Genomic DNA, 13,133 nt, shown 5'->3' on the forward strand with positions numbered 1-13,133 from the left:
GTAGCCAGAGCTGAGCGACGAGGGTTTGAACAAGGTCACGGATATTTGGCCATCGAGCAACTTCTCGCGAAGCCGCGATGAGTTGTCTTTTTCAAGCATGCGCATGGCCAGACCGGCTCGACCTCAAGTGTCGCTATTCTAATTTCGCGACACGCCGGCGCAGCGGTGACGATGACCCAGCCCGTTCGACGCCGATGGTCTGCTTGCGAACAACGGCTCGGGCAGAGCCGCGGGTGCGCAACTTAGTCAGTGCGTCGGGGCGACGGGGAGTCCTACCGGGACTCATCGTCGATGGTGAGAATAAATCTCGTGCGCGCTTTCGGTAATTACATCCTACGTTTCTCGTCCAAGTGGTCTAGTTCCTAGATAAATTCACCCAGGGCTGAGGCTACCATTGAGTGCTGGAAATCGTCGCCACGGCGCGGTGGGTGGAACGGATAGTTCACGATTTTCGAGGTATGGTCCGACATGGACCCGCTGCAGCACAATTTTCCCAATGGCCTGAGCGATCTGCTTGGAGGGGGCGATGACTTCGATCTACCGCCGCAGCTGCTTGCAGAGGCGCTTATGTTTGATTTTAACTTTCCCGGAGGCAGCTGCCGCGACATATCCCATTTAATGCCCGTTTTTCCTGGACAGGTGCAAATGGCCGATGGACCGCCAGCACATCCCTCATCCGAACGTGAAGCGCCGCGCCGCATTTTCCGCGAACAATTATTGAGGCCTTCGCAATCCGCTCGAGACATACCTGGTTCCGGCCCGCGGTTCAGGGGGGCTCTCCGTGTTATGCGGCGACTCCGACAATCCTGCCAGCGGTCGACGCCAGGCGACAATTTGACCGCCGGCACTTACGTGCCCGAAGATGTGACCATTGCGATTGTACGCCTAAGATGGCTTGACGTTTACCGTTAGGACGATCGCGCATACTGGCGATCTTGTGTCGGCTTCCTGAGGATCGATTGGTACTCTGGGGTGCCATCCGGGCGGCAATCCAAGCCCCTTGATCTTCCGCCTGATCTCGATGCGGGCGGCGCTTGCGGTTGCTGGCGCTCCCGTTATCGTTGGTCGGCGCGAGGATTGTTGTTTCACCGTCTTTTTAGGACACAGGTTAATGAAGGTGTTGGTCACCGGCGCTGCTGGCTTCATCGGCTCACACGTCTGCCGTTTTTTGCTGAACCGAGGGGATCAGGTCGTTGGAATTGACAGTTTAAATTCCTATTATCAGGTCTCTCTAAAAAAAGACCGACTCAGTTGGATTGAAAAATCGGCGGGGGCTGGTGCTTTTTGTTTTGAGCATGTTGACTTTGCAGATGAGGTCGAGCTTGAAGAGGCGTTGGGCAGGCGCGCCATCGATCGCATTGTTCATCTTGGTGCGCAGGCGGGTGTGCGCTATTCGATCGAGCGCCCACGTGAGTACGCACGGTCGAACCTGATCGGCCATCTAAATATTTTGGAGCTGGCAAGGGCGCGAGGGGTCACGCACCTTGTTTATGCGTCATCTTCGTCTGTTTATGGCGCAAACAAAGCGCTGCCGTTCCGCGTCGAGGATCGGGTCGACTGGCCGGTGTCCCTATACGCAGCGACCAAGCGTTCCGACGAATTGATGAGTGAGACATATTCCCATCTTTATCGGATCCCGCAAACCGGGTTACGTTTTTTTACTGTCTATGGCCCATGGGGCCGACCCGACATGGCGGCTTGGCTCTTCACCGACGCAATTCTAGCGGGCCGTCCAATCAAAGTTTTTAATAACGGTCATATGATGAGGGACTTCACTTTCATCGATGACATCGTTGCGGGGTTGGTCGCGGCGCTGGATAACCCTCCGTTGGACGATGGCGCAGTTAAGCCAGGAGGTAGCTATTCGCCGCATAAGCTCTATAATATCGGAAACAACACGCCAGAGCAGCTCGGCCGCTTGATCGAGTTGATCGAACAGGCGTGCGGGAAGGCTGCGATAAAGGACTTCCAGCCGATGCAGCCTGGCGACGTGCCAGCAACTTACGCAGACCTTACTGCGATAAGTGCGGACTTGGGGTTCGCCCCGTCTACTTCAATCGATATTGGGATTGCTTCGTTTGTTGATTGGTTCCGAAGCTATCATGGCCGCTGATTGGAGGCTGCGACCTGCTTAATGAGAGTGGTTCCACAAAGCGATAAGGCCCGGGTGAGGAGCTTGTTCCTGCTCTTAGATCACCGGCTGAACGTCAGCTCCATCCTGCGCACGGGCGCTTCAAGTGCCGTCGACGGTTCGCCAACGATGTCGCCAATTTACTTCTGATTACGCTTCGCTCCTCAGCGTCATCACATAATGACCGTCGGGCCGTCTCGGCCCGTGTAACGGACGATGCCTGCGATGGCATCGGCGACGGCGGCAAGGTCGGCCAGCGCCGCGGCCGTCTCGAGATCCAACACGCCTTCGGGCCCCTCGTATCGTTCCAGATAAATGCGGAGCGTTGCGCCGCTGGTTCCGGTCCCTGACAGGCGGAACACTATCCGGGCTCCGCCTTCGAAGCGAAGCCGCAGGCCCTGCCCCTGACTGCGCGACCCGTCGACTGGATCTAAATATTCGAACTCGTCCGCCTCGGCTACGGTCAGGCCATGGGTCGTGCGTACCGGCAGCCGAGGCAACGCCGCACGCAATTCGCTCACCAGCCGTTCCGCTGCGACGATGTCGACGCCTTCATAGTCGTGGCGTGCATAATAATTGCGTCCGAAGCGCGCCCAGTGGGCGGCCATGATCGCCTCCACGCTCTCGCGCCGCACCGCTAATATGTTGAGCCAGAGCAGGACAGCCCACAAGCCGTCTTTCTCCCTAACATGGTCCGATCCGGTGCCGGCGCTTTCCTCGCCGCAGATCGTTACCAGGCCGGCGTCCAAGAGGTTTCCGAAAAACTTCCAGCCGGTCGGCGTCTCGTACAGCGGCAGACCAAGCGCGTGTGCCACCCGATCGGCGGCGCCGCTGGTCGGCATCGAGCGAGCGATGCCCTTTAGACCCTGCGCGTAGCCCGGGGCCAAGTGGGCGTTGGCAGCGAGCGCTGCTAGCGAATCCGACGGTGTGACGAAGATGTTGCGGCCAAGGATCAGATTGCGGTCGCCATCCCCGTCCGAAGCCGCGCCGAAATCCGGGGCATCAGGCCCGAACATCCGCTCGAAGAGATCATGCGCGTGTACCATATTAGGGTCGGGATTCAGACCGCCGAAATCTGGCAAGGGTGTGCCGTTCACGACAGTGCCGGCCGGGGCACCGAGGCGTCGCTCAAGGATCTCCAGCGCATAGGGCCCGGTGACGGCGTGCATCGCATCGAAGCTGATGCTGAAACCGTCGGCGATCAGCGCGCGGATGGCGCCGAAATCAAACAATTGTTCCATCAACTTAGCATAGTCGGCGACCGGATCAATCACCGACACGGTCATCCCTGCCATCTGTGTCTCGCCCAACCGATCGAGATCGACGTCCGGCCCTTGAACCGTGAAATAGCGGTCGATCACTTTCGATCGTGCGTAGATCGCGTCCGTCATTTTCTCCGGCGCCGGGCCGCCATTGCCTATATTGTATTTAATACCGAAATCCTCGTCGGGTCCGCCAGGATTGTGACTGGCCGACAGGATAAGCCCGCCGAACGCACCCTGCTTGCGGATGACATTGCTCGCCGCCGGCGTTGAGAGAATGCCGCCGAGGCCGACCAGCACCCTGCCGAAGCCGTTGGCGGCCGCCATGCGGATGATCGTCTGGATCACGTCGCGGTTCAGAAACCGGCCATCGCCGCCCACAACCAGCGTCTGCCCAACGTAATCGGCAAGCACATCGAACACTGACTGCACGAAATTCTCTGCATAATGCGTCTGCTGGAAAACGCGGACTTTTTTGCGCAGGCCGGACGTGCCGGGCTTCTGATCGGCGAACGGGGTTGTGGTGATTGTCATGGTCATGAGGGTACTTTGCCAGAGCCGGGTGGGAGGTAAAGGGGGCCAGAGAATACGGATCAACGAGCGCAACCGATCGCATCCAAGACACTCCACACCCACGACACGAGCGATCAATGTTGCTCGAACCGTTTCCCGGCGCGCGTGAGACCATCGGGCGCGCCGACGCGGCTGCCGTCGACCTGACGTTGCACGCGATCAGACGCCTCCCTCGGGGCGGGCGCCTGTTCGCCCTTCGTTATAAGGAGGTTAGCTAGCGGGCAGCGATGTCGAGGTTGCTTAAGAGGCCGGAGCCACGCGCCCAATGCAGTTAAAAGGCGCGAGTCGCTGGCACGCCTTCCTGGGGCTTGGTTTCAGTGCACCCGACACGATTCGAACGTGTGACCCCTGCCTTCGGAGGGCAGTGCTAGGCGATCTTTGACGTTCCATTTTGTCCCAATATGTAGCGCTAAAACAGCTACTTAGTTTCGCCAGCCCTCTTGATTTCCGATGAGATTTTCGTTACTTTTTCCGTACGCGAGGTGCGCGGAGATCGGGTCATGCTCGACTTAAGCAAAGTGCGAGCACGCGACGAGCTCTTGCCGAGACGAGAGCCATATTGGCAGCGGCTGCGCACAGGCTGCTTTGTCGGATATCGGCCATCGCGGCGAGGCGGTGTCGGAACCTGGGTTGCGAGGGCTTATGCTGGCGAAGGGCAGACGTACCGCCTCAGGGCGTTGGGCGACTTTGGTGACGTTGTCGGACGCGACCGCTTTGCATTGGCCAAGCAAGCAGCGGAGTCCTTTGCCGCAATGATCGAGGGTGGCGACTTGTCCGCTCGAGCGATCGAGACCGTCCGCGAGGCTTGCAAACGTTACGGCCGAGCAGATGTTGCTGTGGAGGCCCGGTTCAGGCGGCACGTCTATGACGATCCGGTCGCCTCTGTGAAGTTGGCGAAGCTGCGACGCGGCCAGCTTAGAGCTTGGCGAGAGCGGCTCGAACAAAAGCCCGTTTTCGTTGGACCGAGCTTTAACGCTGAGCGCTCTGCGCGCGATAGGTCCCCCGCGACGGTCAATCGCGACATGGCCATGCTTCGCGCGGCGCTGAACAGGGTGCTCGCGCCCGGCGCGCCGGGCACCGAAGCCGCGTGGCAGGAAGCGCTTAAGCCGATCCGCAATGCCCACCGGCGACGGACCGTCTATCTCGACCGTGATCAACGTCGCCAATTACTGGACTGCATCGAGCCGGAGGCCGTGCCATTTGTGCGAACGCTGTGCGTGTTACCGCTGCGTCCCGGTGCGGTTGCGGGGCTTGAAGTGGCCGACTTCGATTGCCGGACGTCCGAGCTCAGTGTCGGCAGGGACAAAAGCGGCAAGTCAAGGCGACTTCAGCTGCCGCATGCCGTCGCGCAACTGTTCCTGGCACAAACCGCCGCAAGACCCCCACGCGCGCCGCTCTTCGCTCGCCTGAACGGCAAGCCGTGGAACAAAGATAGCTGGAAGCGGCCCATCGCTCGGGCGGCGACCCAAGCCGGCATGCCGACCGGTACGACGGCCTACGCATTGCGTCACAGCACGATTACCGATCTCGTGAACAGCGGCCTGCCGCTGCTCACCGTCGCGCAAATCAGCGATACAAGTGCCGAGATGATCGAACGACATTACGGACACCTGAGTGGGAAGATCACCGTCCAGGCGCTCGATAGCTTGTCATTATAGTCACCAACTAGGCGGAAATGGCCTGTTGGGAGGCGAGCCTCCCAACAGGCCATCATGCAGCGCGAGGTGTACACGTAGGGGGTGAATATCAGGACTCAGCTTCTTCGCGATAGCGATCCGGATTGGCGGACCATCTGGTCACCGCCGATGCGCGCCAGCCAACGCACCGATCAGCAATTTTGAGCTTTTGCGGGAAGGTCCCCTTTTCCATCCGGCGATAGATGGTCGAGCGGCTGAGGCCGGTTTCGGCGATCACGGTCTTCAGCCGGATAATACGATCGGGCGAGTAGGTCGTCATGGCATGCTCCTATATCGCTTGTGTCGATATGCTCCCCTGATGAGACCTGGGCCGCGGCCTGTGGCGCAGCACAAGAGGTGCGCCGTCGCGGGTCGCCCTGCCACGCCCTTCAGCGCCCATCAGCGCCCATCAGCGCCTTTAGAAATGATCCGAAGACAGCGAAGTGGCGTCCCGCGCCGTTGGCGCGGCCGCGCTCTATTCCGCTGACGCTGCACCGAGTCGCCTGCGGCACCTCGTCCCCTACCGGGTAACGATCACCTGACGCGGAGCCGGATCTGACGCTCCGGCTTTGCGGACATCCGCTGGTGCGGATGGCGTCTGGCCTCCGGCGTCGATCTGGCGAGGTGGGCGTCGCAGCCCTCTAGTCCCGCCGCGGCAAGCCGCAACCCCGGCTAAAGCCGGGGTCCTTCTCTTCGTTGCGGCCCTCCGGGTGCGACCCGCCTCGATCGGCGTGACTGCCGGTCCGCTCCTGCCGCCCACCCCGCCATTCCGGCCGGGGCTGCGGTGTTTGAGAAGGAGCAAGGACATGGTCGAGACCAAGACCGAGGCCTATCGCCAGAGCATCTATGCCGAGGTGACGACGCGTGTGATCAAGGAGCTGGAGGAAGGGCGGCTGCCCTGGGTCCAGCCCTGGGATAGCGCTCATTGCGGCTGCGCGATGCCGCATAATGCAGCGTCCAAGCGGATCTATTCGGGCATCAATGTGCTGATCCTGTGGGCGGCGGGGATCGACAAGGGTTATCGCTCGCAAGCCTGGCTCACCTATCGGCAGGCGCTAGCGGCGGGCGGCAATGTCCGGCGCGGCGAGACAGGCACGATTGTCTGCTATGCCGATCACTTCACACCCAAGGATGAAGAGCAACGCGCCCGCGAAGAGGGACGCGAGGCGCAACAGCGCGCTTTCCTAAGGCGCTTTACCGTCTTCCATGTCGACCAGTGCGAAGGGCTGACGGACGCGCTCATCCAGCCGGCCATGCCGCTTGCGCAGCGCGAGATGATCGCTCGGGCAGACGCGCTGATTGCGGCTACCGGCGCAGAGTTTCGGGTCGGCGGGCCCCAGGCCTTCTATTCACCTCGCGGCGATTTCATCAGTGTCCCACACCGGCAAGCCTTCCACGATCGGATCAATTTCTACCGCACCGCGCTGCACGAACTCGGCCATTGGTCGGGGCATCGCAGCCGCCTCGATCGTGATCAGACCGGCATTTATGGCAGCGCTGACTATGCGCGCGAGGAGCTTGTTGCCGAGATGGGGTGCGCGTTTACCTGCGCGTCGCTCTCGATTCATCCGACCGTGCGCCATTCGGACTATATCGGCGCATGGCTGGCGGTCCTGCGCGAGGATGAACGCGCCATTTTTCGCGCGGCGAGCCAAGCCAGCAAGGCCGCGGACTACCTCCTGAGCCATACGCCCGCAGAGGAGTGGCCGTCATGAGCGAGTCCTCGGATCTGCTCTGGCGAATGGAGGCGATCATGGCCTCGCTCGATCCGCTGACCCGCAACGTTTTCCTCGCGCATAGGCTCGATGATCTGCCCTATGGCAATATTGCCGCAGCTCTGGACATCAGTATTGCAGACGTCGAACGGCGGATGGCGAAGGCGATTTACACCTTGGCCAAGGAACTCGATGAGGCTGAAAAAAGACCGTCCAGATGATGTCTTGCGGCTTGGCCGGGCCGGTTAGCGCTTGCGCTCCGGTCCGCCATGGCCCCACATCGCGAGGCTCACCATGCGCAGCGATCTTGATCATCTCCCCAAGGGCAAGCAGCGCGAACTCGCGCAGGTCGTGCGCGTCTTGTTCGAGGAATTTGAGGCCGCGCTTCGGCCCGGCAACCAGCGCTGGAACAAGCAGGGCCGCATCTTAAAACTCGTCCTCTACGGCTCCTATGCGCGGGGTGGTTGGGTCGATGACCCGATCGGCGGCTATCATTCCGACTATGATATCCTGATCGTCGTCAATGACGAGCGTCTGACCGATTTTGACTATTGGTCCGCCGCCGAGGATCGGCTGATGCGCGAGGTCACGATCGCCCAGACTCTCGGCGCGCCGGTCAATTTCATCGTTCACACTCTCACCGACGTGAACCAGCAACTCGAGCGAGGACGGCCGTTCTTCGTCGATATCGTGAATCAAGGCATCGCTCTATACGAGGCCGAAGGGAAAGCCTTCGCGCACCCTCGCATCCTGCCGCCTGAGGAGGCGAGAGTCGAGGCGCAAGGCTACTTTGACAAGTGGTTCGCTAGTGCGGGAGCGTTCCTAGCTTCTAGCCTATTTCTATCCAATCGCGGCGACGCCAACGAGGCGGCATTTAACCTCCATCAAGCAACGGAGCGCTTCTATCACTGCGCGCTGTTGGTGCTGACGCTTTACAGTCCGAAATCCCACAAGCTCAATTTCCTGCGCTCTCATGCAGAAGAGCTCGCATCTGAACTCATTGAGGCATGGCCTCGGAATGACAAGCTCAGCCGGCGCGTTTTCGAGCTTCTGCGGCAGGCCTATGTCAATGCCCGCTACTCCCCGCATTACGTGATCAGCGATGACGAATTGCGCTGGTTGGCCGAGCGGGTGGGCGTCCTGCAGACCTTGGTCCTAGCGGTCTGCGAGCGCCGGCTCGCGCTGCCCGATCTCTGATCGGATCGCGCTCGCACGCCCCAAATGTTCGGCTAGGTTTCTCGCTTTAAGACCTCGTTAGCAACCTCCGAACCTCTACATTTCGGCCATATCTGCCGGGCGATACAGATCTTGCGGCGTTCCTCATGTCGCCGAAATCATCCATCGTGCTCGAGTTTGGGCCTCCGCAAATCGAAGCAGGCCGGTCGGTCCCGGCCATCGATCTTCCCGATTTAAATGCCCGGGCGCGAGCCCGGATCCGACAGCCAGGTTGATCGCCGCGATCTGGCTATGCATGCTTGCGGAGTCCGCGGGCCCAGCACCCAGGTCAGCCTCGTGTAGCGGACCAGCGAGCAGGCAATCGCACGACACTGCCCTCATCCAGGCTGGTCATCGATGCCGAAAATATCACCGCAATCGCCTCGCCACGGATGGCAACAGGCGAGAACGTGACGCGGGGCAATGCTGCTGCGAGGCTGGCTTGAATGCGTCCCCCTTTGTGACCGATAGAGTGGGCAACCCTCTAAATTGGGGGGTTGCGTTATAAGGCGGGGCCGACGCTCGACGAGCCGCGTTTCCCGGGTGAGGAGAATGGTCATGATCGAACGCGAGGTTGAAACTGGCGGGCCCGACGGCTTCATCGAGGATGTTGAGAGCGACGCCGCTATCGCCGCTGATGAGGTCCAGGGAGCGGCGCTTTACGGACCCGATGGAGCCAAGGTCGGCCACATTCACAAGCTCATGATCGACAAGCGCAGCGGTCAGGTTCGCTACGCCATCGTTACGGACGCGGGGATCCTTGGGATCGGAAATTACCTGCCGGTCAGCTGGAGCCGCTTCAAATTCGATGAAAACCTGCACGGCTACGTGAGCGACGTAACCGCAGAAATCATCGCCGAGCGTGGACGCGATACCGCCGAGCACGGCGACCTGCAGATTTGGTGAGGCAGGATCGCGAGAGGGAGCAGAGCGGCCTCCGCGGCATTGAGAACATGCGCGGCGTGCGCCGCCGATCTCTCTCCGCTAACCGGCCCAGGTAGGCCGCTTGCGTCTGAGCGGAGAATATTGTTGGTTTTGCCCGGGCCTACACCAGCCTGGGCCTGAAAGGGCTCGTCGCCGGATGGCGGTTCAGGACACACCCCCCGGAGCCGTCGTCCGGCGACATCCTTTTGAAGCGCGGCGTGCCGGATGTTGCTCCAAGAGCGGATCAACAGTTTCGTCGATGAAGCTCGGCAGAACTCGCTTGGGCTAAGTCCTTGGAGCGGGTTGTGGCTCCACCGATTCAATCGATAAAGTCACGCTGGGTCCCCTCTTCCCGGGGGTGCCTGGGCTGGCAAGGGCCCGTCGCCGGATGGTCGCTCCCTAATACCCCAGCGGGCGGCCGCCGGCGGCAAACGCAATACGAAGGCGGCAGGCCTATTCCGCCGCGCTTCTCGGCCAAGCGCCGCCCGTAAACTCCTTTGAGCTACACCTTTTGGAGCGGGTTGCGAGCAGGCTCTCGAAGCCGATAACTGATCCCAGGTCTAGCCCTAGGACCCGGGCCCGCAAGGGCTCGTTGCCGGACAGCGGATCGGGGCCGCTGTCCGGCAACACCCGCCCGGGATAGTGAGGCGAGGTGGACATCGTCGGCTCCAGAGGATCGACGAGCCGGTGGCAAGACGATGGCGCACTCACTTAGGCTAAGCCGTTGAGGCGCATTGCGGCGGGGTCGATTGCAGTCGATATATCCACTGCGGGCACGCGCCCCCGACGCGTGCCTCGGCGTCAAAGGCGGGGGCAATTCCGCTCGTGTGAAACAGCGGTCGAAGACCTCGTGCGCCATTAGCGGCACCGTCGAGGCTGCCCTCTATCCGTGACTAATCGAGGATGTGAGCCACTCTCTAAGTGTCGGTGGACGCTCTGACCCGGCCGCAATGACTTGCGAGTCACCGATCAGTTTTGGTATTTTTGGTCTCGGGCCCTCTCCGCGGGCCTGGGCCTATGGCCCGTCGCCGGATGGCCGCTCTCAAACACCCCCGAGGGCGGTCGCCGGCGGCAAATATTACGAGGCACGGCCAGCCGATACTGCCATCGACAGCGCCGTAAACCGTGGCACTGATGGTCTCCATCATGCGATAGCCGGCCGTGTCGCGTGGTTCCTACGGTCGGACCTGAGGCTTCCTCGTTGCCGCCATTATCGACCCGCGAAGAGCAGCTTTCGGTTGCCGATCGATCGGTTTGTCGAGCGCCCGATGTTCGCTGTTGGTCGTGACATCAGGGGGCGTCCGCCGCCTATCATCCTGCCAGATGCGCGTCTCCAAAAGCACAGGCGCGGTAGAGGTCGTGGAGCGCGGATGGTCGAGACATGAAGCTTGCGAGGGGAAAGGGGAGGGGCGTGTGGGCGATGGCAAGATTAAAGCTATGGCACTGGCACCGCACTAAGCCATTGTATAATAATCAATATTTGCCAATAATTTTGGCACGGCCGCCCCGTTGTTAGTGCCAGTCTGTATAAGATCGTCGAGTTTACAGCAGGTTAGGCGGCACCGATTTTCCGGATGACGCCATCTGCGCCGCTTTGACACTTCGCCGCAACGGACCGCACATGATGCGCCGATCCGGTCATCCATTGCCGATGCCGGGCGATTGTCGGGCCTCCATAAGAGGCCACCGCTGTCGCTGCCCGCCGGCGGTCGGCGAGCCGGGGAAAGCAGCGACATAATCGGTCGGGCGCGCGAATCGCCGGGGTTGCATCTCTTTTTTCGCGCCGTATTCTGCGATCGCGCCGGAAACGGCGCCGAGGCGTGAGAACCTCGCTTGAAGAATGGATCCGCGAGGGCGCTGCCGGGAGGCCGGTGCGTATGTCCAGGCCGCTTGCGGCTAAAGGCACCGGCGCATAACTCAAGTATGTTCTCAACTCCCGGCTTTTGCCGAAGGCGCCTTGCTTCGAAGCGCGGGGCGTCGGGAACATGCGTTCAGAGATGCGGCTAGACGGGTTCTGCAGGTGGCGTCGATGCGACTGACGTCGCGCCGCGAGATCCGGCCGATCGAGCTTGGAAAAGACGAGCCACGCGCGCCCGACCCAAAGGACGCGGTGGGGCAGCCTTGCATCGAGGCGCTGTACCGCGAGTATCGCTTAAGCTTGATGCGCCGTCTGCGCCGCACCACCTCGCCTGAACGCGCCAGCGACCTCGTGCAGCAGGTGTTCACCCGGCTGGTCTCGTTGGGGCCCGAGCGGCTTGCGGCGATCACCAGTCCGGCGGGCTATCTGCGGCGCTCGGTCAACAACCTCCTGTTGGACGGTGCAAAATCAGACCGTCGCCAGGCGACTGTGCATCACGTATCTGCAGATGACGTCGATCTGCATGCGCCCGACCAGATCGCCGCACTCGAGGCACGCGACATGCTGCAGCGGCTGGAACAGGCTCTGCGGCGGGTTAATCCCCGGACGCGCGAGATATTCCTGGCGCATCGCATTGATGGTTATTCTTATGTAGAAATCGCCGCACGCACCGGATTGAGCGTGAAGGGGGTCGAGAAGCATATGAGCAAAGCGATAGCCTTCGTCGATCATGTCCTGTCGGCTCGATGAGGTCGCCGTCGGGGGAGGATGGCGCCCCCGTCAGCGCGGCGGCTGCCGATTGGTTCGCCAAGATGCGGGGTCCGGATGCTGCGCGATGGTCCGCTGAGCTGGACGCCTGGCGAGCCGCGGATCCGGCTCATGACGCCGCTTATGCCCGCTTGCTCCAGCGATGGGATCAGTCCGTTTTCCTGACCCATTCGGCGCTCGCGGGGAAGCGCGACCTGCGTCGCGCCGCAATCTGGTGGCGCCGCCCGGCGATCGGTTACGCCGCGCTGGCAGCCGTGCTTCTCCTAGTCGCGGGGCTCGGCATTTTGACGCTGGGACGAGTCGGACACGCCACACCGGCTGCACCAACCCTTTATGCCAGCGCGGGCGCGCGCCCGCGTTCGCTGGCCTTTGCCGATGGGGCCCGGGTCATCCTCGATGCGGCATCAGCGATCAGTGTTCGAGACGATGCGGGTGGCCGCGAAATCCGACTGATCCAAGGGCGCGTTCGCGTCGACGCGACACCTGCGTCCAAGGCTCCATTGTTTGTGGCCGCCAACGCGGCCTTCGCAGTCTCGGACGGCGGGCTGTTCGATGTCAGTATCACAGGCCCGGTCGTTCGGGTCGTGTCATGGCGCGGGACGGTTCGTGTGGCGACCGAGCGCGGCGGCAAACCCGCGGGTCTCCAATACCCGCTTTTGGCCGCGGGCTATGAGATCGCATTGGAGGGAGCTGGGACGCACCCGCGCGCGGTCCCGACCAACCCCGACAATTTCGGCTGGCCGCGCGGAATGCTGACGTTCGATCGCGTGCGACTGGCGGACGCCATCGCCGCGATCAACCGATACAATCTGGTCCAGATCAGTCTCGCCGATACTGTGTCCGGCAATCTGCGGGTGACGGGCGCATTTCATGCAGCCGAGCCGGACGCCTTTGCCAGCGCCGTCGCGAAGATGTTTGATCTGACCGTCGGCAAATCGCCCGATGGTTCGATCCTGCTGTCGCCTGCAATAAAAACGTAGGGTCAATTCGCCCAACGTCGTCCTCCCCCTC

Annotated in this window: 10 protein-coding genes; 8 read left to right on the plus strand and 2 right to left on the minus strand. The window is 61.5% G+C overall.

Features of this window, described 5'->3' with window-relative positions:
* Positions 1-1,111 precede the first annotated feature (1,111 nt).
* Positions 1,112-2,113, plus strand: coding sequence for an NAD-dependent epimerase/dehydratase family protein (locus Q4F19_RS17065; RefSeq protein ID WP_303545572.1), 1,002 nt, complete (start codon positions 1,112-1,114; stop codon positions 2,111-2,113).
* 191 nt (positions 2,114-2,304) lie between these two features.
* On the opposite strand, the gene Q4F19_RS17070 is transcribed toward Q4F19_RS17065, so the two are convergent.
* Positions 2,305-3,933 carry an alpha-D-glucose phosphate-specific phosphoglucomutase gene (locus tag Q4F19_RS17070; protein ID WP_303545082.1) on the minus strand — a complete coding sequence of 543 codons (1,629 nt, stop codon included), beginning with the start codon at positions 3,931-3,933 and terminating at the stop codon, positions 2,305-2,307.
* 752 nt (positions 3,934-4,685) lie between these two features.
* On the opposite strand from Q4F19_RS17070, the gene Q4F19_RS17075 reads away from it, so the two are divergent.
* Positions 4,686-5,624 (plus strand): tyrosine-type recombinase/integrase, encoded by a 939-nt coding sequence (locus Q4F19_RS17075; RefSeq protein WP_303545085.1) that lies wholly within the window; start codon positions 4,686-4,688, stop codon positions 5,622-5,624.
* An 88-nt stretch (positions 5,625-5,712) separates the two neighbouring features.
* Here Q4F19_RS17075 and Q4F19_RS17080 read toward each other — a convergent pair whose 3' ends face one another.
* Entirely contained in the window at positions 5,713-5,922 is a 210-nt protein-coding gene (locus Q4F19_RS17080; protein WP_303545088.1) for a helix-turn-helix transcriptional regulator, read from the minus strand.
* Between the two features lie 526 nt (positions 5,923-6,448).
* Between Q4F19_RS17080 and Q4F19_RS17085 the strand changes: the two genes are divergently transcribed.
* The 6 genes from Q4F19_RS17085 to Q4F19_RS17110 all read left to right on the plus strand — a co-directional run bounded on the left by Q4F19_RS17085 (position 6,449) and on the right by Q4F19_RS17110 (position 13,102).
* Positions 6,449-7,357: an ArdC family protein gene (locus Q4F19_RS17085; RefSeq protein ID WP_303545090.1), complete on the plus strand. Its 909-nt coding sequence runs from the start codon at positions 6,449-6,451 to the stop codon at positions 7,355-7,357.
* Positions 7,354-7,578 carry an RNA polymerase sigma factor gene (locus Q4F19_RS17090; RefSeq protein WP_303545093.1) on the plus strand — a complete coding sequence of 75 codons (225 nt, stop codon included), beginning with the start codon at positions 7,354-7,356 and terminating at the stop codon, positions 7,576-7,578. The genes Q4F19_RS17085 and Q4F19_RS17090 overlap by 4 nt, the downstream gene beginning before the upstream one ends.
* 73 nt (positions 7,579-7,651) lie before the next feature.
* The gene (locus Q4F19_RS17095) at positions 7,652-8,554 is read left to right on the plus strand and encodes a HEPN domain-containing protein (RefSeq protein ID WP_303545095.1); all 903 of its coding nucleotides are present in this window, start codon (positions 7,652-7,654) and stop codon (positions 8,552-8,554) included.
* Positions 8,555-9,130: 576 nt separating this feature from the next.
* Positions 9,131-9,478 (plus strand): PRC-barrel domain-containing protein, encoded by a 348-nt coding sequence (locus Q4F19_RS17100; protein ID WP_303545097.1) that lies wholly within the window; start codon positions 9,131-9,133, stop codon positions 9,476-9,478.
* A 2,047-nt stretch (positions 9,479-11,525) separates the two neighbouring features.
* On the plus strand, positions 11,526-12,104 hold the full coding sequence (locus Q4F19_RS17105) for an RNA polymerase sigma factor (RefSeq protein WP_303545099.1): 579 nt from the start codon (positions 11,526-11,528) through the stop codon (positions 12,102-12,104).
* Complete coding sequence (locus tag Q4F19_RS17110; RefSeq protein WP_431312421.1) at positions 12,101-13,102, plus strand: FecR family protein; 1,002 nt, start codon at positions 12,101-12,103, stop codon at positions 13,100-13,102. The genes Q4F19_RS17105 and Q4F19_RS17110 overlap by 4 nt, the downstream gene beginning before the upstream one ends.
* The last annotated feature ends 31 nt before the right edge of the window (positions 13,103-13,133 follow it).

The organism is Sphingomonas natans, assembly GCF_030546695.1.
GTDB classification, from domain to species: Bacteria; Pseudomonadota; Alphaproteobacteria; order Sphingomonadales; family Sphingomonadaceae; genus Sphingomonas_I; species Sphingomonas_I natans.